23 protein-coding genes and 1 pseudogene are annotated in these 21786 nt (G+C 64.2%); 13 read left to right on the top strand and 11 right to left on the bottom strand.

Annotation, left to right across the window (positions count from 1 at the left end):
* The first annotated feature begins 9 nt into the window (after positions 1-9).
* The 7 genes from VSR82_RS11615 (at position 10) to VSR82_RS11645 (ending at position 5563) form a co-directional block, all read left to right on the top strand.
* Entirely contained in the window at positions 10-594 is a 585-nt protein-coding gene (locus tag VSR82_RS11615; protein WP_368586099.1) for a cytochrome b, read from the top strand.
* Positions 591-1628 carry an alpha/beta fold hydrolase gene (locus VSR82_RS11620; protein ID WP_429456904.1) on the top strand — a complete coding sequence of 346 codons (1038 nt, stop codon included), beginning with the start codon at positions 591-593 and terminating at the stop codon, positions 1626-1628. The genes VSR82_RS11615 and VSR82_RS11620 overlap by 4 nt, the downstream gene beginning before the upstream one ends.
* Entirely contained in the window at positions 1625-2539 is a 915-nt protein-coding gene (gene pqqB, locus VSR82_RS11625; protein WP_429456902.1) for a pyrroloquinoline quinone biosynthesis protein PqqB, read from the top strand. Before VSR82_RS11620 ends, pqqB begins: the two co-directional genes overlap by 4 nt.
* A 76-nt stretch (positions 2540-2615) precedes the next feature.
* Entirely contained in the window at positions 2616-3374 is a 759-nt protein-coding gene (gene pqqC / locus VSR82_RS11630) for a pyrroloquinoline-quinone synthase PqqC (protein WP_429457767.1), read from the top strand.
* The gene (pqqD, locus tag VSR82_RS11635; RefSeq protein ID WP_368581967.1) at positions 3371-3649 is read left to right on the top strand and encodes a pyrroloquinoline quinone biosynthesis peptide chaperone PqqD; all 279 of its coding nucleotides are present in this window, start codon (positions 3371-3373) and stop codon (positions 3647-3649) included. Before pqqC ends, pqqD begins: the two co-directional genes overlap by 4 nt.
* Positions 3650-3653: 4 nt before the next feature.
* Positions 3654-4904: a pyrroloquinoline quinone biosynthesis protein PqqE gene (gene pqqE, locus VSR82_RS11640; protein ID WP_429456900.1), complete on the top strand. Its 1251-nt coding sequence runs from the start codon at positions 3654-3656 to the stop codon at positions 4902-4904.
* A complete protein-coding gene (locus VSR82_RS11645; RefSeq protein ID WP_013091038.1) occupies positions 4901-5563 on the top strand; it encodes a response regulator in 663 nt (220 codons plus the stop codon). The genes pqqE and VSR82_RS11645 overlap by 4 nt, the downstream gene beginning before the upstream one ends.
* On the opposite strand, the gene VSR82_RS11650 is transcribed toward VSR82_RS11645, so the two are convergent.
* Positions 5533-6531 (bottom strand): histidine kinase, encoded by a 999-nt coding sequence (locus VSR82_RS11650; RefSeq protein WP_429456897.1) that lies wholly within the window; start codon positions 6529-6531, stop codon positions 5533-5535. The genes VSR82_RS11645 and VSR82_RS11650 overlap by 31 nt on opposite strands.
* Before the next feature lie 179 nt (positions 6532-6710).
* Here VSR82_RS11650 and VSR82_RS11655 point away from each other — a divergent pair, with 179 nt between their 5' ends.
* Positions 6711-9092: a TonB-dependent receptor gene (locus VSR82_RS11655; protein WP_429456895.1), complete on the top strand. Its 2382-nt coding sequence runs from the start codon at positions 6711-6713 to the stop codon at positions 9090-9092.
* A 213-nt stretch (positions 9093-9305) separates the two neighbouring features.
* Here the strand turns inward: VSR82_RS11655 and VSR82_RS11660 are convergent, their stop codons facing one another.
* From VSR82_RS11660 to VSR82_RS11675, 4 genes and pseudogenes are all read right to left on the bottom strand, one after another.
* Positions 9306-9806, bottom strand: a complete 501-nt coding sequence (locus VSR82_RS11660) for a lysozyme inhibitor LprI family protein (RefSeq protein WP_429456893.1) — start codon at positions 9804-9806, stop codon at positions 9306-9308.
* Positions 9790-10353, bottom strand: coding sequence for a lysozyme (locus tag VSR82_RS11665; protein WP_368581972.1), 564 nt, complete (start codon positions 10351-10353; stop codon positions 9790-9792). Before VSR82_RS11665 ends, VSR82_RS11660 begins: the two co-directional genes overlap by 17 nt.
* A gap of 39 nt (positions 10354-10392) precedes the next feature.
* A pseudogene (locus tag VSR82_RS11670) lies at positions 10393-10819 on the bottom strand (hypothetical protein).
* A 320-nt stretch (positions 10820-11139) separates the two neighbouring features.
* Complete coding sequence (locus VSR82_RS11675) at positions 11140-12267, bottom strand: YVTN family beta-propeller repeat protein (protein WP_410849772.1); 1128 nt, start codon at positions 12265-12267, stop codon at positions 11140-11142.
* Between the two features lie 179 nt (positions 12268-12446).
* Here VSR82_RS11675 and VSR82_RS11680 point away from each other — a divergent pair, with 179 nt between their 5' ends.
* The 5 genes from VSR82_RS11680 (at position 12447) to gph (ending at position 16141) form a co-directional block, all read left to right on the top strand.
* Positions 12447-13238, top strand: coding sequence for an energy transducer TonB (locus VSR82_RS11680; protein WP_498857704.1), 792 nt, complete (start codon positions 12447-12449; stop codon positions 13236-13238).
* A 59-nt stretch (positions 13239-13297) separates the two neighbouring features.
* On the top strand, positions 13298-14068 hold the full coding sequence (locus VSR82_RS11685) for a MotA/TolQ/ExbB proton channel family protein (RefSeq protein WP_368581976.1): 771 nt from the start codon (positions 13298-13300) through the stop codon (positions 14066-14068).
* Positions 14059-14481, top strand: coding sequence for an ExbD/TolR family protein (locus tag VSR82_RS11690; protein WP_429456887.1), 423 nt, complete (start codon positions 14059-14061; stop codon positions 14479-14481). The genes VSR82_RS11685 and VSR82_RS11690 overlap by 10 nt, the downstream gene beginning before the upstream one ends.
* A gap of 149 nt (positions 14482-14630) precedes the next feature.
* Positions 14631-15458 (top strand): HAD family hydrolase, encoded by an 828-nt coding sequence (locus tag VSR82_RS11695; protein WP_429456885.1) that lies wholly within the window; start codon positions 14631-14633, stop codon positions 15456-15458.
* Positions 15449-16141, top strand: coding sequence for a phosphoglycolate phosphatase (gene gph / locus VSR82_RS11700; protein WP_429456883.1), 693 nt, complete (start codon positions 15449-15451; stop codon positions 16139-16141). The genes VSR82_RS11695 and gph overlap by 10 nt, the downstream gene beginning before the upstream one ends.
* 9 nt (positions 16142-16150) lie before the next feature.
* Here gph and VSR82_RS11705 read toward each other — a convergent pair whose 3' ends face one another.
* From VSR82_RS11705 to VSR82_RS11730, 6 genes are all read right to left on the bottom strand, one after another.
* Positions 16151-16825, bottom strand: coding sequence for an ankyrin repeat domain-containing protein (locus VSR82_RS11705; RefSeq protein WP_410842445.1), 675 nt, complete (start codon positions 16823-16825; stop codon positions 16151-16153).
* A gap of 15 nt (positions 16826-16840) precedes the next feature.
* Complete coding sequence (locus tag VSR82_RS11710) at positions 16841-17461, bottom strand: c-type cytochrome (RefSeq protein ID WP_429456881.1); 621 nt, start codon at positions 17459-17461, stop codon at positions 16841-16843.
* Complete coding sequence (locus tag VSR82_RS11715; RefSeq protein ID WP_429456879.1) at positions 17458-19191, bottom strand: pyrroloquinoline quinone-dependent dehydrogenase; 1734 nt, start codon at positions 19189-19191, stop codon at positions 17458-17460. The genes VSR82_RS11710 and VSR82_RS11715 overlap by 4 nt, the downstream gene beginning before the upstream one ends.
* Positions 19192-19529: 338 nt before the next feature.
* Entirely contained in the window at positions 19530-20360 is an 831-nt protein-coding gene (locus VSR82_RS11720; RefSeq protein ID WP_429456877.1) for an amidohydrolase family protein, read from the bottom strand.
* 36 nt (positions 20361-20396) lie between these two features.
* Positions 20397-21269, bottom strand: coding sequence for a VOC family protein (locus VSR82_RS11725; RefSeq protein ID WP_410849763.1), 873 nt, complete (start codon positions 21267-21269; stop codon positions 20397-20399).
* An 87-nt stretch (positions 21270-21356) separates the two neighbouring features.
* Positions 21357-21785: an RT0821/Lpp0805 family surface protein gene (locus VSR82_RS11730; protein ID WP_368581984.1), complete on the bottom strand. Its 429-nt coding sequence runs from the start codon at positions 21783-21785 to the stop codon at positions 21357-21359.
* Position 21786 lies beyond the last annotated feature (1 nt).

Genomic DNA, 21786 nt, shown 5'->3' on the forward strand with positions numbered 1-21786 from the left:
AGACAGCGCATGACGACAGCGGATTCACGAAACGCGAAGCCTGATATCAACGTCAACGCAACTGCCCGCGCCGGCGGCCCGCGCTATGCCGCGCTGCTGATCGCGCTGCACTGGCTGATCGCGCTCGGCATCATCGGCCTGCTCGCGCTCGGCCTCTATATGGTCGGATTGCCGAAGGGGTTGCCTGTCAAAGCGACGCTGATCAATCTGCACAAGTCGCTCGGACTGACGGTTTTCCTGCTGGTGCTTTTGCGCATCGTCGCGCGGGCAGTCCTTCACCGGCCTGCCCTGCCGCCGATGCCACCGTGGCAACGCGCCGCCGCGCGCACTACGCAGGGTCTTTTATACGTCTGTATGGTGGCGATGCCGCTCGCCGGGTATCTCGGCTCGTCGTTCAATCGCTACGGCACGCGCTTCTGGGGCATCCTGCTGCCGAAGTGGGGCTGGGACGACGCGCATCTGCGCGACCTGTTCTTCGGCCTTCATCATGCGATCGGCTATGCGCTGATCGCGCTGATCGTGCTGCACGTGGCGGGCGCGTTCAAGCATCAGTGGATCGATCGCGACAACCTGCTCGCGAGGATGCTGCCATGACGATGCGAAGCTCGTCGCGCCCGACGCAGGCAGCCGCAACGCTCGAAGTCCATACGCTGCGCACGCGCGATGGTCATCGGGTGTGGTATGCGCTCGCCGGCGCGCGCGACGGCGTGCCGATCGCGGTGCTGCACGGCGGCCCCGGCAGCGGCAGTCAGCCCGGTGTACTGCGGCTCTTCGATTTGCGGCGTTTTCGCGTCGTGCTGATCGACCAGCGCGGCACCGGTGCGTCGACGCCGCACGGCAGCGTGCGCCACAACCGCACCGACTATCTGATCGCCGATCTGGAAGCGATTCGCGTGCGGCTCGGTTTCGCGCGCTGGGGCGTGCTCGGCGGATCGTGGGGCGCGGCGCTCGCGCTCGCGTATGCGGGACAGTGTCCGCAGTCGGTCACGGGCGTCGTGCTGCGCGGCCTGTTCCTGACTTCCGCGCGCGAAGTTCGCGGTTTGTTCGTCGCGTCGCGCAAGCGCGCGCCGCGTGCGTGGTCGAGACTGCGTGACGCTGCTCGCTGCGACGAGCCCGCAACGCTGGCCGCGCGATGCGGCTCCGGCTTGCAATACGGCGCGAACGAAGCGCGTCAACGTTCGCTCGCGCTGGCCTGGCGCGGTTATGAAAACGCGGTGCTGGCGAGCGCATCGCCGCGAGGCGCCGCGGCGCAACGACGTGGGGTCCTGCGAAACGCACACGATTCCCAACCCCACACCCGCAAGCTGATCGGCAAATACCGGATTCAGGCGCACTACCTCGCGCATCGCTGCTGGCTCGGCGAAACGCGTTTGCTGTCGCTCGCGCGCCGCGCGGCGGCGGCCGGCGTGCCGATCGCCGCCGTGCATGGCACGCGCGATCCGGTGTGTCCGCACGGCAATCTGCGGCGTCTGTCGCGCGCGGTTCCGTCGGCGCGCGTCGAGTCCGTGAGCGCGGCGGGCCATCTGGCGAGCGACCCCGCACTGCATGCACGAGTCGCGCAGGTGCTTGCCGCGATGTTCATTCCCACCATCGACGAGGAGCGCAGCAGCATGCGTCACGCGGCATGAAGATCAAGGTACTCGGCTCGTCGGCGGGCGGCGGTTTTCCGCAGTGGAACTGCAATTGCCGCAATTGCGACGGCGTGCGTCGCGGCACCGTGAAGGCGACGCGCCGCACGCAGTCGTCGATCGCGGTCAGCGCGAACGGCGAGGACTGGCTGCTCGTCAATGCGTCGCCCGATCTGCTCGCGCAGATCGCCGCGCATCCCGAGCTTCAGCCAGCGCGGCGCGCGCGCGACAGCGGCATTGCCGCGGTGCTCGTGATCGACGCGCAGATCGACCACGTGACCGGCCTGCTGATGCTGCGCGAACGCGACACGCCGCTGCCGCTGTACGCGACCGATGCGGTCTGGCAGGACCTGCGCACCGGCTTTCCGGTCGCGCCGATCCTGTCGCACTACTGCGGTGTCGAGCATCGCCGGATCGCGCTAGACGGCGCGCCGCTCGCCGTCGACGCGCTGCCCGGCATCCGCATCGACGCGCTGCCGCTATCGAGCAAGGCGCCGCCGTACTCGCCGCATCGCGAAGCGCCCGAGCGCGGCGACAACATCGGGCTCGTGCTGACGAACCTGCAATCGGGCCAGCGCGTGTTCTACGCGCCGGGGCTCGGCGCGATCGAGCCGCACGTGCTCGCGGCGATGCGCGAGGCCGATCTGCTGCTCGTCGACGGCACGCTGTGGACCGGCGACGAAATGATCCGCCTCGGCCTGTCGAAGAAGACCTCGGCGGATATGGGCCATCTGCCGCAGAGCGGCGCGGGCGGCATGATCGAAACGCTCGATTCGCTCGACGCGAAGCGCAAAGTGCTGATCCATATCAACAACACGAATCCGATCCTGATCGAAGACGGCCCCGAGCGGCGCATGCTAGGCGAGCATGGAATCGAGGTCGCGTACGACGGAATGAGCTTCGAGCTTTGAAGTGCGCAGTAAAGAGTGCGGAGAGATGAGGTAGCCAGGCGCGGCTGTGAACGACGATAAAACGGAGACGGACGGCATGAACGCGAAAGACATTCAGGACACGACACCGACACGCGACGCAAGCGCAGCGGGAACCCAGGTCGTCGACCGACCTGCCTGGAGCCGTGAGGAATTCGAAGCGCAATTGCGCGCGAAGGGCACCGCCTATCACATCCACCATCCGTTCAACGTGAAGATGAATAGCGGCGGCTGCTCGCGCGAGCAGATTCGCGGCTGGGTCGCGAACCGCTTCTACTATCAGATCAACATTCCGCTCAAGGATGCGGCCGTGCTGTCGAACTGTCCGGACCGCGCGACGCGCCGCCGCTGGGTGCTGCGTATTCTCGATCACGACGGCTACGAAGGCGCGGAAGGCGGCATCGAAACCTGGGCGCGTCTCGCCGATGCGGTCGGTCTCACTCGCGACGAATTGTGGTCGCTCGAACACGTGACGCCGGGCGTGCGCTTCGCCGTCGATGCCTATGTGAATTTCGCGCGCCGTGCGCCGTGGCAGGAAGCGGTGTGCTCGTCGCTGACCGAGATGTTCGCGCCGCAGGTGCATCGCGACCGGCTCGCAAGCTGGCCCGAGCACTATCCGTGGATCGAGCCCGAGGGCCTCGCGTACTTCCGCTCGCGCATTTCGCTCGCGCAGCGCGACGTGCAGCACGGACTCGAAGTCACGCTCGCCCATTTCACGCGACGCGATCAGCAGGAACGCGCGCTCGAAATCCTGCAGTTCAAGCTCGACATTCTGTGGACCATGCTCGACGCGATCGAGAAGGCGTTTCCGCAATGAACGACACCACACGCGCCGACCCCGCCACGCCGCTCGCGATCGCGAAGCCGTTCCGCCTGCAATGGGAGCCCGCGCAGAACGCGCACGTGCTGCTGTATCCGGAGGGCATGGTGAAACTCAACCAAAGCGCCGGAGAAATCCTCAAGCGCTGCGACGGCACACGCGACATCGATACGCTGATCGCCGAGCTCGAACAGGCGTTCAACGCGACCGGCATCGGCAACGAGGTGCGGGCTTTCATCGCCGACGCGCATGGGCGCGGCTGGCTGGAGTAGCGCGATGACCGATCTTTCTCAACCCGGTTCTCAACCCGGTTCTCAACCCGGCGCGCAACCGCAAAGCAGCGCGGCCGCCGCGGTACCGCCGCCGCTGTGGCTGCTCGCGGAGCTGACCTATCGCTGTCCGCTGCATTGCGCGTTCTGCTACAACCCGCTCGACTACACCGATCACAACCGCGAACTGACCACCGGCCAATGGCTCGACGTGCTGCGCGAGGCGCGCGCGCTCGGCGCGGTGCAGCTCGGCTTTTCCGGTGGCGAGCCGCTGGTGCGCGACGACGTCGAAGTGCTGGTCAAAGAAGCGCACAGGCTCGGCTTCTACACGAACCTGATCACGTCGGGCGTCGGTCTCACCGATCAGCGCCTCGGCGATCTGAAGGCGGCCGGGCTCGATCACATCCAGTTGTCGTTCCAGGACTCGACGCAGCAACTGAATGACTTCCTCAGCAGCACGCGCACGTTCGAGCTGAAGCAGCGCGTCGCCGCCGCGCTCAAACGGCACGGCTTTCCGATGGTGATGAACTGCGTGCTGCATCGCTACAACCTGCCGCACGTCGACAAGATCATCGAGATGGCGTTGGCTCTCGGCGCCGAATATCTGGAGCTGGCGAACACGCAGTACTACGGCTGGGCGCGCGAGAACCAGGCGCAACTGATGCCGACGCGCGAGCAGCTCGAAGAAGCCGAAGCGGTGGTCGCGCGCTATCGCCAGACTCATGGCGAGCGCTGCAAGATCTTCTTCGTCGTGCCCGACTACTTCGAGCGGCGCCCGAAGCGCTGCATGAACGGCTGGGGCGCGGTGTTCCTCGGCGTCGCGCCCGACGGCGCCGCGCTGCCGTGTCACGCGGCGCGCGGCCTGCCCGGCCTGACGCTGCCGAACGTGAAGGACATGCCGTTGCGCGAGATCTGGTACGAGAGCGACGCGTTCAATCGCTTTCGCGGTTTGCAGTGGATGAAGGAGCCGTGCCGCAGCTGCGACGAAAAGGAACACGACCTCGGCGGCTGCCGCTGCCAGGCATTCCTGCTGACCGGCGACGCGGCCAACGCCGACCCTGTCTGCGACAAATCGCCGTTTCACGAGAACGTGGTCAAGATCGTGCGGCAGGCGGCGTCGGAATCCGCGGCGACAGCAGCCGCCCGCGAACAGCCGATCCTGTTTCGCAACGACGCCAACTCGCGCAAGCTCGCTGCGGCTTCCCGCGAGCCCGACGCCGCCGGCGACAACCGAGCATCACCCGGAGCCCAATCATGAGTGCCGACACCATCTCCGTTCTGCTCGTCGACGATCATGCGGTCGTGCGCGAAGGCTACCGGCGTCTGCTCGAACTGAACGACGACGTCGAGGTGTGCGGCGAAGCGGCCGACGCCGCGCAGGCCTACCAGCGTTTTTGCGCGCTGCGGCCCGATGTGGTCGTGATGGACGTGTCGCTGCCGGGCGCGAGCGGCATCGAAGCGATGCGGCGCATGCTCGCGCGCGAGCCGGATGCGCGCGTGCTGATCTTCAGCGTGCACGAGGAATCGATTTTCGTGCGGCGCGCGCTCGACGCAGGCGCGCTCGGCTACGTGACCAAGGCGAGCGCGCCCGACGTGCTGGTCGAAGCGGTGCGCTCGATCGCCCGGCGCGCCGGCTATCTGAGCCCGGACATCTCGCAGGCGCTCGCGCTGCGCACCGCGTTCAACGAAGGGCCGCCGGGGCGTCAGTTGTCCGCGCGCGAGTTCGAGGTGCTGCGGCTGCTCGTGCAGGGCTATACGCTGCCGAGCATCGCCGAAAAGCTCGGCTTGAGTCAGAAGACGGTGGCCAACCATCAATCGGTGATCCGGCAGAAGTTCGGCGCCGACAACGGCGTGCAGCTCGCGCAGATGGCAAGCCGCCTCGGGCTTCAGTTCACGGGCTCGGCCAGCCCCGCTTGAGCGGATACGCGCGCGCAGAACAGAAAACCGCGCTGCGGCTCGCTGGCGACGTGAAACTCGCCGCCGAGCGCCTCGACGCGCTCGCGCATACCGATCAACCCGAGCCCGCTGCGCGGCTCCGTCAGATCGGTGCCGGGGCCGTCGTCGGCCATCGTGACGACGATCTCGTCGATCTGCGTGCCGTTGTCTTCGCGCGGCGCACGCACCATGAACAGTTCGACGCGCGAGCGGCGCGCGAACTTCGACACGTTCGTGAGTCCTTCCTGCACGAGCCGGTACAGCGTGATCGTCAACGCATCGCTGAGGCCGCTGAAGTCCCCTTCGATCGTCACCGAGAACGACGCCTCGGGCAAACGCTCGCGCCAGCCGTCGACGCAATGTTCGAGCGCGGTCGGCAAGCCGAATTCATCGAGACCGATCGGCCGCAGGCGGCGGATCATGCCGCCGATCTGTCGATACACATGCGTCGCGCTCTGTATCAGCCCGAGCGCGATGCGATGAATCTCCGGCTCGCGCTCGCCCGATAGCTCGCGGATGCGCGCCGCGTCGAGCGACATCGCGTTCAGGTATTGACCCAGCTCGTCGTGCAGCTCGCGCGCCATATGGCGGCGCTCGCGTTCCTGCGCCTGCAGCGCCTGACTGGCGAGGCGCCGGTTGTCGGCGAGCAGTTGTTCGGCCTGTTCCTCGAGCATGCGGCGATGGCGCGCTTCGCGGCGCGCATCGCTATAGCGGCGCCACGCGAACCACGCGAGCGCGATCGACAGCACGAACAGCGTGCCCGGCAACTCGTCGAGCTGGAAGCGCTCCATGCCGCGCGTGAAGCGGTAGATCTTCTCGCTCAGATCGAAGGCGGCGCCGAGCGCCGCAGCCAGCGCGGTCACGGCGACGACCCAGCCGAGGTCGCGCCATATCGGTGACGATGGCGGCGGGCGGCCAGCAGAGGAGGAATGGATCGGTTCGCTTGACATGACGCTTGCATTCTACTCAGCGACGGCACGCGCAGCGGGTTTCGCGCGAGTTTGGGAACGCTTCCCCGGCAGATCGGGAAAAGCTCCCGCGCGGCTTACAGACGCGTATGCGAAGCTTTACACCAACGTCGAACAACGCGCGACACGCGCACATAACAAGCCGGCAGGAGACAACAACGATGAGCATGCGATCTCAAGCACGCCGCAAACGCCGGCTTCAGCGGCGCGCCGGCATCACGTTCTGCGTCGGCGGAGCGCTCGCCGGTTTGTCCACGAGTGTATGGGCGCAAGCGCAAGCCGAGCCGCCGGTCGCGGCGTCGGCGCCGGCTTCGGCGTCTTCCGCTGCCCCTTCCAAGGTGCCCGACGACAACGCCAACAACAACACGACGCCCGCCACGACCCTCGCGCCGATCGTCGTCGTGGGCACCACGCCATTGCTCGGCATCGGCACGCCGCTTACGCAGGTGCCGGCCAACGTGCAGACCGTACACGCGGCCGATATTCAACGGCAGGGACGCCAGACGCTCACCGATTTCCTCGCGGCGAATCTGCCTAGCGTCACGATCTCCGACGCGCAGGGCAATCCGTATCAGATGAACCTGTTCTATCGCGGCTTCACCGCATCGCCGCTGCTGGGCACGCCGCAGGGCTTGTCGGTATTCGTCGACGGCGTGCGCGTGAACGAGCCGTTCGGCGACGTCGTGAACTGGGACCTGATACCGCAACAGGCGATCGACACGATGCAGCTGATCCCCGGCTCCAATCCGACCTTCGGCTTCAACACGCTCGGCGGCGCGCTAGCGATCACGACGAAAAACGGCAAGGACAATCCGGTCGGCGAAGCCGAAATACAGGGCGGCTCGTGGGGACGTAAGGCCGCGCAGATCGAACAGGGCGGCACGATCGGTCAAAACCTCGACTACTACTTCACCGCCAACGCCGCGAACGATAACGGCTGGGCCGAGCAGAACGAAAGCCGCATCCGTCAGGCGTTCGGCAAGCTGCGCTATACCGACGCTGACACCACGCTGTCGTTGTCGGCCGGTGGCGCGGACAACGATCTGCACGGCGTGCAAACCCTTCCGCGCTCGTTCCTCAACAACCCGAAGCAACCGTATACGTATCCCGACCGGAATCAGAATAGCGTCGGCTACCTGACGCTGTCGGGCGATCATTACTTCAACGACAACGTCGAGCTGAGCGGCAACGCGTACTACCGGCACTTTCGCAATGCCAACACCAGCAGTAACGTCAACGAGAACTTCGGCGAGATCGGGGACGACGGCGCTGTCGATACGTTGCAGGCGACCAACCTGCAATCGACCGTGACGACCGACAGCTACGGTGCGAGCTTGCAACTGACGCTGCTCGGCAAACTCGGCGGCATGAAGAACCAGTTCATCGCGGGCATGGCCGTCGATGCCGCCAATTCGCACTTCACGCAGGCGTCGCAGGACGCGATGTTCACCGATTCGCGCGCGACGGTCGGCATCGGCAATTTCGAACCGCAGACCAACGCGAACACGCACAACACGAACTACGGCATCTACCTGACGGACACGCTGTCGCTGACGCCGCAGTGGTCGCTGACGCTGTCGGGCCGCTACAACTGGGCCGATGCGACGATCGGCGACGAATCCGGCACGCAGCCGCAGCTCAACGGCCACCATACGTTCTCGCGCTTCAATCCGGCGGTCGGCATCAATTGGAATCCGACGCCGGCCTTCACCGCCTATGCGACCTACAACGAGGGCATGCGCTCGCCGACCGCGATCGAGCTGGCCTGCGCCGATCCGAACGCGCCATGTTCTCTGCCGAACGACTTCGTCTCCGATCCGCCGTTGCAGCCGGTCATTTCGAAGACCTATGAAGTCGGGGCGCGCGGCAGGATCGGCGGCAACACGACATGGAGCGCCGCCGCTTACAGCACGACGCTCGACAACGACATCCAGTTCATCAGCAGCAACGGCGCGGGCAGTTCGCAGGGCTTCTTTCAGAACGTCGGGCGCACGCGCCGGCAAGGGGTCGAACTGGCCGGGCAGACGAAATACGGACCGCTCACCGTGACCGGCAGCTATAGCTACGTCAACGCGACCTATCAGTCGACATGGGTCGAAAGCAGCCGCAGCAATTCGAGCGCCGACGCGAACGGCAACATCACCGTGCATCCGGGCGACCACATCCCGAGCATTCCGGCGACGACCGTCAAACTGCGGCTCGATTACGCGGCCACCTCGAAATGGCGAATCGGCACGAACCTCACGTGGCGCGGCAGCATCTACGCGCATGGCGACGAAAACAACCAGGATGTGAACGGCAAGATCTCGGGCTATCTGCTGATCGATATGGACACCTCGTATCAGGTGACGAAACAGTTGCAGGTGTTCGCATCGGTGTCGAACCTGCTCGATAAGCGCTATGCGAGCTTCGGCGCGCTGGGGGCGAACTTCTTTACTGGGCCGGGGAATACGTTTAACGGCGCTAATCCGGTCAACGAGCAGTTCGTCGGGCCGGGGGCGCCGAGGGGGTTTTGGGTGGGGATGAGATATGGGTGGAAGTAGTGGTGACTGGCGTGGTGCGAAGGGGTGGCTTCGGTCTTGCGGTCGCTTGACGGTTCTGCACGAGCGCAATGCCGGCAAAGCGGCGCGGACCAGTCGTCTTCGCTATAAAGCAACCAGGTCGCCTGCGACATAATGAAAAGCAGAAAAAACATACTAGTGTCGCGCATCATCGATTCCCATTTCAAATAGCTTCGCCGAAACGGAACTGCTTTTTTAGTGAACACTCCAATCCTTCAGCAATTTAGCTAACTCGTTTGCGCGCGTTTGCGTAATGTCAGTCATACATCCCCAAAAATATATATCGCGCTCTGCCGCCTCGCCCATCATATATGTTTCTGCATAACATTGACTGTCACGAAACTTCGCCCACGAAACTTGCGCCGAAATGAAATATGGCATCGCCAATGGTTTCTCATCATAGGTTTTTAAAAAAATATCGCCCTGCTCAAATCGCGCCGTAACGACTTTAAGCTTCTCATCCAGCCGCACCTTTGCACGCTCAAATTCCCGGTGTTGGCATTGAGCTAAATCATCATTCGTCGCGTGCTCTCCGCTCTTGCACAAACGATCAATTTCCTTTTCCGAGTGGCCGGAGAAATAGGTCGCCGATGATTGGATCTGCCTGTAGTCGAACTCCCCCGAATAAACGGTGGCCGCTATCGAGAAGATCGGCCAGAATGCAATCGCCGCGATAAGTTTAGTGTGATGAGTCATAGATCCCTGCCTCGAACATTTCTGCCTCACGGTGACGACGCCTGAGCAAGCCCTTAACTAAGCGACCCTGATGGTCATGGCTGTAAGTTCTCATCTTGTCGCCAACCTTGTCATAATCACCAGTGTTCACGAAATCGAGGAGGTTGGCGCCATGACCTTGTAGATTGTATATAAAACACACTAGGGCGTCGTACTCGTACTGGTGCAAAGGGACCTTGATCGCGCTATTGACAATGCGTTCAGCCTTTTCGACATCAGCGCGGAGCATTTTATCGGCATCGGCCTCCGCAATTCCATGCAAAAATGGCTTCTCAGATATTGCTCCTGATATCGGCCCCATATGAACAAGGTGTCCATAACCGATAGTCGCATTGCCTTTTCCGCTTCCATCCTTGTCATATATGACCGCACTGAATTTCTCCCAGCCCTTCAGAAATTCAATACCCCCGGCCGATAACTTCCATGGCTTGCAGTAGCGTGTCACATAGACATTCACGTTTGAATTAGCGTTTGTATTGGTCACGCATTCGTGCAGCGGATAAGTCATTTTTACCCCGTTTTATGAGTTACCTTGATAGACAAATTGTTACGCTGACTGGCGATGTCCAAGATAGATTCGCACCGCTTGCGCGCCGTCTGTCTTGTGCCGCTGTGTACGTCCCGCGTGATCGGTAACCCCATGCTTCAACTCGCCCGAGGGAAATCGGACCGTATAGAGAGTATCGGAAAGCGCGCGCCCGTTCGGGTCCCGAAGCGTGAACTGTTCATCGAAACGCTTCTTTGATCGTTCGCGACAATTGCACGCCCATGCAACGCCCAGTGCTTCGGCCATGGCATAACCGGTTTTCAGCTTACGAACTCTCTCAAACGGAAAGAACTCCCCGGTTTCCATGTTCAAGGCCTGGGCGGACGGCATCGGCGGGAACTTGGAATAAATAGAAAAAGATAATGCTGCAAACTCCGCATTCTTCCTCGGCATTCGTCCCACTGCTTTGCTGCATCTGTTGATCCACTGTACTCCTCATGAGTTCTCTAGCGTTGCTACGAGAATTAACCATCGAAACGGACCGCGGTCAACGGTTTTAATTCGGGATAAGCCCGCTTTTACAAGAATTGACGCTATTGGTTTCGGATAACTCATTTCTGTTGCATATTTCTGCTGGTGCGAAATCGGGATTAGGCTAGACGGAGACTTGCATCCCCGAGCTATTGAGCATGCTCGAACACACATAAAAAAGGCCGCCCTTGTCAGGCGGCCTTTTTGTGCTTCTTCTCGTACAGCGGTACAAGACGGGGAAAAGCTAACACCAACTCAGCAAAGCCAGCATGTCACTCAATGCGATTCGATCGACCCATCGCTATGCGGATACGTGACGATGCCCCACGCGAGCGGCAGTTCACCGATCTGCTTGAGCGGCTGATAGCTCTTCGCGTCGAGCACGTACACCGCGTCGGAGCGCCCACACGCGACCATCAGCTTCGAGCCGTCCGGCGTGAAGCTGAAATGCCAGCAGCGCTGGCCGACCGGCACATCGGCGACATGTTCGAAGGTGTGGCCGTCGAACACCTGCACGACCTTGTCGCGCGCGGCGGCCACGAAAAGCCGCTCACCGTTCGGTCCGAACGCGACGCCATAGGGACCAAGCTTCGTATCGACCGTCTTGACTACCTCGAATGTGTGCGCGTCGATCACGACGAGCTTGCTGAGCGACTCCAGCGTGACCACATAGTGCTTGCCATCGGGCGACAACCGGATGCCGCGCGGCCGGCCGCCCGCCGCGAGCTTCACGGTTCTGATCGGCGCGCCGGTTCGTGCGTGATAGATCGACACGGTATCGTCGCCTTCGTTGGTGACCAGCATCATCTGACCGTCGCGCGAGAATTCGATGCCTTCGGTTTCGTGGCCGCTCGTGACCGAGCGGATCACCTGCCAGTTCTTCATATCGATGATCGCGATTTCAGCGGGCGGCTTGTTCGCGTCGTCGTCGTCCGCGCCGGGTTTGCCGCCCGCGTTCGCTTCGGGCTTGTTGTCCCCTTTCGCATCGGGTTTGCCTTCCGGTTTGGCTCCCGGCGGCCCGCCGTCCTCGCCGGGCTCGTAGGTCACGTACGCGTAGCCGTTGCGCACCCGCACATATTCAGGGTTTTTGCCGATCTTCACGCGCTTGACGACCTTGCCGGTAGCGGTGTCGATCACCGCGAGATCGTTGGTGTTCTTGTTGGCGACCAACAGACGCGTGCCGTCGGCGTTCAGGCTCAGCCCGCGCGGGCCGTCCGCGCCGACCGGAAAGGTCTGCGCAAGCGTCATCTGGTCGAGATCGATCACGCCGACGCCGGCCTTCTCGCTCGTCACGTAGGCGAGCGGCGCGGCCGCGGCATGCGCGGCGCTCGCGGCCAGCACGAGCGCGCAAGCCAGCGCGAGGGAACGGCGTGGCGGTCGGGGGGAAATCCGTGTCTCCAGCATCGTTGTACTCCGGGTTGATATGGCAGCGCCGCGATGGTTCGCGTCATCGTTTCAAGGTAGCCCACCGGGTGATTGTTTGACAACGCGGACCGGCGGGAGATTTTCCCGAATTGCTTCGCGCCTGCCGTCGCGGGTTTGAAAAGCGGGGTCCGCGGAGGACAATGACCGCGGAGGTGACGATGATGCTGCAAGTTGCCGTGGTGCACCCAGCAAGCTCTGCGAATCTCGCGGCCGGCTACCGTCGCGCGGCGATCGTGCTGGGCGCCGTGATCGTCGCGCATCTGCTGCTGCTCGTCATCGCGTTGAGCGCACGCAAGCCGATCGTCGAGCGTCCGGTCGAGCCACGCACGATCACCGCGTTGCTGCTGAGCCCCGAGCCTCCCGCTCCGGTTGTTTCATCACCCGCGCCGCCCCCGCCCGCCGCTGTCGTCCCCCCGGCGCCCACGCCGCCCGTCATGCATCCCGCCGTGCACGCCAAACCAGCGCCGCAGCCGCGCGCGCAGGTGCCGCGCAGTGTGGAAAAGCCTGTGCCGGCACCGTCTCCGACACGCGAAAGCACCACGCAGCCCGTCACGCAAACCGCCGCGCCATCGGCGGCACCGCAGGCCGCCGTGCCCACCACGCCAACGGCCGCCGCGCCGTCGACCGCATCCGCTCCCGCCGCTCATCCGGCGGCGCCCGCGTCGACCGAGCCGCGCAACGTGTCGCATGTCGACTGCTCGATTCCGAAGCCCGACTATCCCGATGTCGCGAAGCGACGCGGCGAGCATGGCACGGCGATCGTGCGCTTCGTCGTCGGGCTGACTGGGCATATCGAAACGGCGCAGCTGCAAACCAGCAGCGGCTCCACCCGGCTCGACGACGCGGCGCTCGCGGCCGTGCATGCGGGCGCCTGCCAGCCGTACACCGAAAACGGCACGCCGGTGCGCGCCGCGTACTCGCAGTCGTTCGTATTCGGACTGACCGAGTGACCGACCCGGCGTAACCGAACCGCCAGACAGACCACCGACACCAACCGAAGGAACTCGCCATGCAACATTACGGACTCGCAAACGTATGGGATTCGGGTGATTTCGTCACGCGCGGCATTCTGTGCGTGCTCGTGATCATGTCGGTGCTGTCGTGGACGGTGATCATCGTGAAGCTGTGGCAGGTGGTCCGCCTCAGGCGCGTGACCAGCCAGAGCGACGCGCGCTTCTGGAGCGCGGACCGCTTCGACGACGGGCTGCACGCGCTCGGCTATCCGGATTCGCACGCGCACGACAACCCGCTGCTCGCGCTCGCGCTGGCGGGCCATGAAGCGGCGACGCATCATCGGCAGACGCAGCAGCAGTTGCACGACCGCATCGACGTGTCGGACTGGATCACCCGGCGTCTGCAGGACACGATGGACGAAACGATCGCACGTCTGCAAAGCGGCCTCGCGATCCTTGCTTCGATCGGCAGCACCGCGCCTTTCGTCGGGCTGTTCGGCACCGTATGGGGCATCTACCATGCGCTGATCGTGATCGGCGAGACCGGTCAGACGTCGATCGATCATGTTGCCGGCCCGGTCGGCGAGTCGCTGATCATGACCGCGTTCGGGCTCTTCGTCGCGATACCGGCCGTGCTCGGCTACAACGGCCTGACGCGCGCGAACCGCTCGATCGTCGCGCGCCTGAAGCGTTTCGCGCACGGCTTGCATGCGTACTTCGTGACCGGTGCGCAATTGCCGTCGAGCGCCGGGCCGCAGATGCGCGTGGTGCCGCGCGGCACCAACGCGACGAACGCAACCCGCGACGGAGACCTCGAATGGCAATGAGCCCTTTCTCCGACGACGACGATCAAGGTCTGATGAACGAGATCAACATGACGCCGCTCGTCGATGTAATGCTGGTCCTGCTGATCATTTTTCTCGTCACCATTCCGGCGCTGCAGCACGCGGTCAGGATCGATCTGCCGCATGCGAGCAGCCAGCCGGAAGCGGTCAAGCCCGCGCATGTGGACGTCGCGGTGCAAGCGGACGGCACGGTTCTGTGGGACGGTCAGCCCGTGACCGACGACGGCCTGCGCGCGCGCATCGCCCAGGCCGCCGTCGCGACGCCGCAGCCGGAGCTGCATTTGCGCGCGGATCGCAAGGTGCCGTACGAGCGGGTAGCGGTCGTGATGTCGGCGGCGCAAAGCGGCGGGTTGACGAAGCTCGGCTTCGTGACCGATCCGCAGTTGGGCAAATGACCTGTTGCTGCGCGCATGTTGCGGCGTGCTTGCCGGCACATAATGCAACGCTTATCGACGGCGAAAGAATCTCTGAATTTGAATCGGCGGATGGCTCGGCTATCGTGGTGCGTGTCTGAACGGCACCCCACCCTCGCGAGGACCGCACGATGCAAGCCCTTATCTTCGACGTCGACGGCACGCTCGCCGACACCGAGACCGCTCATCTGCACGCGTTCAACGCCGCGTTTGCGGAAGCCGGCCTCGACTGGTTCTGGGACGAAGCGCTCTATTCTGGCCTGCTGAAAGTGGCGGGCGGCAAGGAGCGTCTGCTGCATTACTGGCGCACGGTCGAGTGCGAGGAAGCCGCTGGCCCGCTAGCGAGAGAGGCCGTCGACGCGCTGCACGCACTGAAGACGCGCCACTACACCGAGCGCATGCGCGAGCGCGGCCTGCCGCTGCGCCCCGGCATCGCGCGTCTGATCGACGAGGCGAACGAGGCCGGCCTGCGCGTGGCGATCGCGACGACCACGACGCCCGCCAACCTCGACGCGCTATTGCACGCGCATTTCGGCGCCACCTGGCGCCATCGCTTCGCGGCCATTGGCGACGCCGGCACCACGCCGGCGAAAAAGCCCGCCCCCGACGTCTATCGACACGTGCTCGACCAGCTCGGCTTGCAGCCCGCGGCCTGCCTCGCCTTCGAGGACTCGCGCAATGGTCTGCTGGCGGCGCGCGCCGCGCGCGTGCCGGTCGTCGTCACGCCGAGCACTTTTACCGCGCACGAGGACTTCGATGGCGCGCTGGCCGTGCTGCCTCATCTCGGCGATCCGCATGCGCCGATCGTTCCGATGGTGCGCGGCGAATGGCATCGCTGGGTGGATCTGGCGACACTGCGCCGCTGGCATGAAGACGCCACGCGGCGTCCCGATTCGGCCGCGCGCGGCGCACTGAACGCGGACCAGGCGAACGCGAGCGCGAGCGCGTCATGGCGATGAACCGCGGCTACCACGCCGTCCTGATCGATCTGGACGGCACGATGGTCGACACCGCGCCGGACATCGTCGCGGCCGCCGGACGAATGCTGAAGGACTTCGGCGCCACGCCGCTGCCGTACGACATGGTGACCGGCTTCATCGGCAACGGCGTGCGCAAGCTCGTGCAACGCTCGCTGAACGCGGCGGGCCTCGGTCAGCAAGTCGAACTGGAGCATGCGCAGCACATATTCGAGCGGCACTACGCGGTGACCAGCGCGGAGCTGGGCCGGGTTTATCCCGGCGTGATGGCCGGGCTGCACGCGTTGCGGCAGCACGGGTACCGCTGCGCGTGCGTGACCAACAAGCCGCAGGCGCTGGCGGCGGCGCTGCTCGACAAAACGGGGCTCGCCGCTCATCTGGACGGGCTGGTCGCGGGCGACACCGTCGCGAGCATGAAGCCGTCGCCCGAACCGCTTTGGCACGCGTGCCGGCTGCTCGACGTCGAGCCCGAACGTTGCGTGCTGGTCGGCGATTCATCGGTCGATGTCGCGGCGGCGCGCGCGGCCGGTCTGCCGGTCTTTATCGTCAGCTACGGCTATGGCAGCGCGAGCGGCGCCGACATGCCGCGCTGCGACGCGCTGATCGATTCGTTCGAGGCATTGCCGGCGATCCTGGCGCAAGCGCGGCCGGCATTGCGCGCGTGATTCCAGCCGCTAACTCGCCGACAACAACCCCGCGACCCGCGCCGACTTCGTCTGCACCGCGATATCTTTCGCCGTCATCCCCCGGTTGTCCTTCAACGACTGGTTCGCGCCACGCGCGAGCAACAGCTGGGCGGTCTCCGCGCGATCGTAGCCGGCCGCCCACATCAGCGCGGTCAGATCGTTCTTGTAGGTCCGGTTCACGTCGACGCCGGCATCGAGCAATTGACCCACGACCTTCGTTTGCCCCTCGCCCGCCGCGTATTCCATCGCGGTCTTGCCGACGCGATCGGTCGCGAGCGGATCGGCGCCATGCGCGAGCAGCAGCGCGACGATCTCGTCGAAGCCGCCGTAGGCGGCGGCCATCAGCGGCGTATCGCCGGGCGCGTTCGCGTGCTGCACGTTCGCGCCGCGTTCGATCAGCGTGCGCGCCATCGCCGTATCGCCCTTCTTGCACGCGGTGACGAGCGCGGTATCGCCGATCCGGTTCATCGCATCGACCGACGCGCCGCGCTGCAGCGCCGCGACGACCGACTGCTGATCGTCGTCCTTCGCGGCCGCGAGCAGTTGGCGGTTGATTTCCCCCTGGTCCTGCGCGAGCGCCGGCATGCAAGCGCCGGACGCGGCGGCGAATGCGGCGGCGAGCAGAACGGCGACCACAAGTGGCCGATTGAACATATCAGTCATGGTGTCTCCCCCGTGCTACTGCAGATTGTTGATATAGGCGGCCAGATGATGGATGTCGTCGTCGGTCAGATTACGCGTCACGCTCGTCATGTTGCCCGCATCGTTGGTGCGCGTGTGCGAGCGGAAGTCCTGCAACTGCTTGACGATGTACTGATAATGCTGGCCCGCGACGCGCGGAATCTCGTTCTGCCCGGAGAAGCCGCCCAGGTGGCACATCGTGCACAACACCTCGGCGGCCTTCTTGCTGCCCGCTTCGATGCTCGCGCCATCCGATTTGAACGGCACCGATATGGGCTTCTGCGCGGCAAAGTAGTCGGCGAGGTCCTGCATGTCCTCTGCCGACAGGTTCGCCGCCATCGGCGACATGCGCGGATCGCTGCGCCGTCCCTGCTTGAAGTCCTTCAGTTCCAGATATATATAGCGCGCGGTTTGGCCGGCCAGAATCGGATAGTCCGGATTGGTCGAATTGCCCATCGGCCCATGACAGGCCACGCACACCTGCGCTTTCGCCTTGCCCGCCTCGGCGTCGGCGCGCGCGCGCGACGGCAGCCACGCGGCGATCAATCCGCCGCACAGCAGCGCGATCCATGCAGCGCGCGCCCCACCCGGCGCTCCCCGCGGCGCCGGCCCCCTCATGGCACCGCGAACACGATGACGCTATTGCCGCGCTTGTAGTCGAGCTGCGTATTGCCGCCCGCCGCGACCGCCACGTATTGCTTGCCGTCGAGCGTGTACGACACGGCCGGTGCGTTGACGCCCGCGCCGCACTGGAACTCCCATAGCTTCTTGCCGTTCGCGGCATCGAACGCGCGGAACAGGCCGTTGCCCTCGCCGTTGAACACGAGACCGCCCGCCGTCGCGAGCACGCCGCCGATCAGCGGCTGGTCGGTCTTGTAGTCCCACGCGATCTTGCCGGTGTCGACGTTGACGGCCGACAGCTTGCCCCATTGCGCCTCGGACGGGATCACCTTGAACGCGCCGCCGAGCCACAGCTTGCTGCCGCCCGGATAGGCGGCGTCCTCGACCTGGTACGTCATCGGCTGATGCAGGTTGGCCGCGTAGACGAGACGCGTCTGCGGATCGAAGGCGATCGGCGACCATTCGACGCCGCCGTTCGCGCCCGGCAACATGCGCGCGCCGGACGCGGTCGGCAGGGTCCACATGTTTTCCTGCGGAATCATCGCCTGCGAGAAGCGGATCAGACGGCCGGTCGCACGATCATGCACGTACACGTGACCGGTCTTGCCCGCATGCACGATGCCGGGGACCATCTTGCCGTCGTTGTCGCGCACGTCGATCAGCACCGGCGGGCTCACCGCGTCGAGGTCCCAGACGTCGTGCGGCACGTACTGGTAGTGCCATTTGTACTTGCCGGTGTCGAGATCGATCGCGACGAGCGAGTCCGTATAGAGGTTGTCTCCCGGCCGGATCGCGCCGTACAGGTCCGGCGACGGATTGCCGACCATGAAGTACACCGTGTTCGTTTTCCGGTCGATCGCCGGCGTCATCCACACGCCGCCGCCGAGCGTCTTGTAGAAGTCGCCGCCCTTGTCGGCCAGCTGCTTCTTCTCTGCGTCGATGTCGCGCTTCTCGTCGCGGCCGGTCGCGTCTTTGGTCGCCCACACGCCTTCCTGGCCGGTTTCGGGAATCGTGTAGAAAGTCCACAGCAACTGGCCGGAATTCGCGTCGTACGCCTTCACGAAGCCGCGAATGCCGTACTCGCCGCCGTTCGTGCCAATCAGCACCTTGCCGTCGACGACCGCCGGCGCCATCGTTTCCGAGTAGCCCTGGTCGGGATCGGCGATCTGGGTTTGCCACAGCACGTTGCCGGTTTTGGCGTCGAGCGCGACGAGCTTGGAGTCGAGCGTGCCCATATAGAGCCGGTCACCCGAAATCGCGACGCCACGGTTGTTGGGCCCGCAACAGAACGTCGTGACCGGACCCATCTTGTGCTTGTAATGCCAATACTCCTTGCCCGTCTTCGCATCGATCGCGTACACGTGATTGAACGACGTGGTCAGGAACATTACGCCGTCCTTCACGATCGGCGCCGTTTCCATCGATTCGTTGACGGCCGTCTGGAAGATGAACACCGGTTTGAGCTTCGCGACGTTCGTCCTGTTGATCTGCGAGCCCGGGTAATAGCGGGTCTGCGCATACGAGCCGTTCGAATGCAGCCAGACCGCCGTCATGCTGCCGGCGCGATCGAGCTGATCCTGGGTGACGGGCTGAAGCGTCGAGGGCACCGGCGCGGCGGTGGTGGTCGTGCTGTTCTGTACTTCGTCGGCGGCATGAGCCGCGGGCAAGCCGAACGCGATGGCGAGCAGTGGCAGGCCGACAATTCCCTGAATACGGTTGAATGGCATGAGCGTCTCCTAGCTTTTTATATCCCTATGAATTGCAGCGCAGGAGCGCGACATGGATCCACGCGGACGACAGCGTGAAAGAACACGATGGCGCAACCCTCGCAGACAACGAAAGCGTACGGCTTCGAATCGTTGTTTAGCTTTGTCAGGACGGGTCGGCTTCGCAGAGGGGAGAAGTGATGCACGGGTCCGCGGCAAACCGGCTCGATTAAGGGTAGGCGATGTGTTGTGGATTTTCTAGAGTAAAGCGTTAAGGAGTAGCAAGCGATTGACGCGCACCGTTGTCGCCAGTCACTGTCGCGCTGGTCATCGTTTTCACCTACGTTGCGGCGAGTGGACTACGCGTCGAAACCGAACAGCCGGCGTGGCGTTTCCCACTGGATCTGCCGCCGCAGTTTCGCGTCGGGCACGAGCGTCTCGAACATCGTCAGCAGCGGACCGTAGTCGAGCCGTTCCGGCGCGCGTAGAAACGGCCAGTCCGAACCCCACACGCAGTGCTCCGGCCCGAACGCGCGCAACAGCGCCTGAGCGTACGGCCAGATGTCCTCGTAGGGATGCGGGGCGCGCGAATACTTCTGCCAGCCCGACAGCTTCACGCTGGCCCGGCCGCTGTCCGCGAGCCGCAGCAGCGCGTCGAAGCCGGCCTGCGCAATGCCCTCCGCGACGTTCGGGCGCCCGCAGTGATCGACGACGATCGCGGCCGGCTGCCGCGCGAGCCAGGGGCCGAGCGCCGTCATCTGGTCGCCCGCGACCTGGATCTGCGCGACCATGCCGAGGTCGGCCAGCATGCCGAATAGCGCGCCCGCTTCGAGCACCAGGTCGATGCCCTCCATCGCCGGATTGAACGCGACGCCGACCACCCCTGCCCGCCGTAACGCGGCGAGCTCTCCGCGGCCTATGCCGTTATCGACCACCGCAATACCGCGCAAACGTGCGTCGTATGTTTCGAGCGCATCGAGCAGGCAGCGGTTGTCGGTGCGATAGCCGCTCGTCGGGCCGACCAGCAGCGCGTGGCGCACGCCATACGCATCCATTACGCGCACGAACTGCGCGGCGGTGCCGACCTCCTGCTGCGCTGGCCGGTAAGCGGTGTCGTCGCGATACGGAAAGCGCATCGGATCGAACACGTGGCAATGGCAGTCGATCTTCTCTTCGTCGAACACGCTCATGAGTTTTTCCACTGAATAGACCGCTCATGGAGCTGATCAGAACCGCCCGTCGCGCCAATCGGCCCCTTGCAGATAGTTCCGGTTGGTCTGTTCCGGATTGCGGTTTACCAGAGGTCGCGCGTAAAGCGGGTGATGCAGGCTGCGCACTTCGTGCTCGAGCCTGAAGCAACGCTCTCCGGACGCCAGATCGACGAGGTCGGCAAACCGGTATTGATGCGGCTCCTCTCCATATACGAGGCCTTTTTCGGCGAGCCTTCTGAACGGCTCCGAAAAAGCCGCCGTGTAAATGGCGATGTGGTGTCCGTCGTATTCAGGAACGGGCCCGGTCGTTTCCGCATACAGCAGTTGCTGATGCGTGCCGATGTCGATGATCGCGCGGTGCAAGCCATGCTTCTCTTCGATGTCGACGGGCGCATCGAACATATCGCGGTAAAAGCGCGCGATAGGCAACGCGCTGCCGACCGGCACATCCATCTTCACGAACGCGATGCCCAGATCGATTTGCGACCACGGAGCCGACGCGGATCGATTGACGGGATCGAGGCACTCGTAGCGGTTGCCCCATGGACACGTCACTTCGACACTGCCCGCGCGCTCCGTCCAGCCGAACCCGGTGCCGGCGAGCAGCGGCTCGACCGAACGCAAACGCTTCACCAGCGCGTCGAGTTCGCCCACCACGAGTCCGACACTGCCGCGCAAACGTTGCGCCGCCCCGTGCGGCAAGTGAATCTGCGAGCGGCCGATGTTGATCCACATATTCTCGACCCCGGTCATCACGAACGGATCGCGCGTGAGCCCGAGGCCGGTGACGTAGAAGGCGGTCGCGAGAATCTGGTTGGGGATTTTCAGGTTGACGTGTTCGAGCAGGATCAGATTGCCGGTATCGTCGTTAGCGTAAGAGTGTTCCATGTGTCTGCCTTGTGCATGAGCCGCGAAACGCTGGGCAAATTATGCATCAACAGCGCAAATGGTTCGTATCGAGCGACGCGCAGATGCTTATCTCTTCAGTACCTTCCATGGCCCATCGCCGGTCTTGCAGACGATCGGCGTCCAGGTTTGCGTCTGTCCTTTCGCAATCGCGGTCAGCGTCGCGGTCCGGCAGGTTCGATCGCCGTCCTTCGTCGTATCCTGCGGCGTCACCGTGCCCTTGATCGAAACGGAATTGCCGGTGCCCGCATTGCTCCACTCGTACGATTCGCCATCCTTTTTCGTATCGAGCGCCTTTTGCGCCGCATCGTTGAGCGCTTTACGGTCGGCTTCGTGCATGTAGGTGACGGGCGTGTCCTTCAGAAAGTTCAGGTTCGCTGCATGGCACAAGACGGGGCTGGCGAGCAGCGCCGCCGCCGTCAGCCACTGCGTGATCGTGAGGCTGTGGACGGCGTCGTGTGCGAGCGCGCACGCGCCGGGAAGCAATTGACGTGACATT

It is taken from the genome of Burkholderia sp. JPY481 (genome assembly GCF_038900515.1).
Classification (GTDB): domain Bacteria; phylum Pseudomonadota; class Gammaproteobacteria; order Burkholderiales; family Burkholderiaceae; genus Paraburkholderia; species Paraburkholderia youngii.

Bases quoted from the DNA above. Each gene is read 5' to 3' on its own strand.
- VSR82_RS11715 (WP_429456879.1), bottom strand. From the start codon at position 19,191: ATGCCATTCAACCGTATTCAGGGAATTGTCGGCCTGCCACTGCTCGCC.
- VSR82_RS11705 (WP_410842445.1), bottom strand. From the start codon at position 16,825: ATGACTGATATGTTCAATCGGCCACTTGTGGTCGCCGTTCTGCTCGCC.
- VSR82_RS11645 (WP_013091038.1), top strand. From the start codon at position 4,901: ATGAGTGCCGACACCATCTCCGTTCTGCTCGTCGACGATCATGCGGTC.
- VSR82_RS11685 (WP_368581976.1), top strand. From the start codon at position 13,298: ATGCAACATTACGGACTCGCAAACGTATGGGATTCGGGTGATTTCGTC.
- VSR82_RS11675 (WP_410849772.1), bottom strand. From the start codon at position 12,267: ATGCTGGAGACACGGATTTCCCCCCGACCGCCACGCCGTTCCCTCGCG.
- VSR82_RS11660 (WP_429456893.1), bottom strand. From the start codon at position 9,806: ATGACTCATCACACTAAACTTATCGCGGCGATTGCATTCTGGCCGATC.
- pqqE (WP_429456900.1), top strand. From the start codon at position 3,654: ATGACCGATCTTTCTCAACCCGGTTCTCAACCCGGTTCTCAACCCGGC.
- VSR82_RS11620 (WP_429456904.1), top strand. From the start codon at position 591: ATGACGATGCGAAGCTCGTCGCGCCCGACGCAGGCAGCCGCAACGCTC.
- VSR82_RS11720 (WP_429456877.1), bottom strand. From the start codon at position 20,360: ATGAGCGTGTTCGACGAAGAGAAGATCGACTGCCATTGCCACGTGTTC.
- VSR82_RS11710 (WP_429456881.1), bottom strand. From the start codon at position 17,461: ATGAGGGGGCCGGCGCCGCGGGGAGCGCCGGGTGGGGCGCGCGCTGCA.
- VSR82_RS11680 (WP_498857704.1), top strand. From the start codon at position 12,447: ATGATGCTGCAAGTTGCCGTGGTGCACCCAGCAAGCTCTGCGAATCTC.
- VSR82_RS11655 (WP_429456895.1), top strand. From the start codon at position 6,711: ATGAGCATGCGATCTCAAGCACGCCGCAAACGCCGGCTTCAGCGGCGC.
- VSR82_RS11650 (WP_429456897.1), bottom strand. From the start codon at position 6,531: ATGTCAAGCGAACCGATCCATTCCTCCTCTGCTGGCCGCCCGCCGCCA.
- VSR82_RS11695 (WP_429456885.1), top strand. From the start codon at position 14,631: ATGCAAGCCCTTATCTTCGACGTCGACGGCACGCTCGCCGACACCGAG.
- VSR82_RS11665 (WP_368581972.1), bottom strand. From the start codon at position 10,353: ATGACTTATCCGCTGCACGAATGCGTGACCAATACAAACGCTAATTCA.
- pqqB (WP_429456902.1), top strand. From the start codon at position 1,625: ATGAAGATCAAGGTACTCGGCTCGTCGGCGGGCGGCGGTTTTCCGCAG.
- gph (WP_429456883.1), top strand. From the start codon at position 15,449: ATGGCGATGAACCGCGGCTACCACGCCGTCCTGATCGATCTGGACGGC.
- VSR82_RS11725 (WP_410849763.1), bottom strand. From the start codon at position 21,269: ATGGAACACTCTTACGCTAACGACGATACCGGCAATCTGATCCTGCTC.
- VSR82_RS11690 (WP_429456887.1), top strand. From the start codon at position 14,059: ATGGCAATGAGCCCTTTCTCCGACGACGACGATCAAGGTCTGATGAAC.
- pqqD (WP_368581967.1), top strand. From the start codon at position 3,371: ATGAACGACACCACACGCGCCGACCCCGCCACGCCGCTCGCGATCGCG.
- pqqC (WP_429457767.1), top strand. From the start codon at position 2,616: ATGAACGCGAAAGACATTCAGGACACGACACCGACACGCGACGCAAGC.
- VSR82_RS11730 (WP_368581984.1), bottom strand. From the start codon at position 21,785: ATGTCACGTCAATTGCTTCCCGGCGCGTGCGCGCTCGCACACGACGCC.
- VSR82_RS11615 (WP_368586099.1), top strand. From the start codon at position 10: ATGACGACAGCGGATTCACGAAACGCGAAGCCTGATATCAACGTCAAC.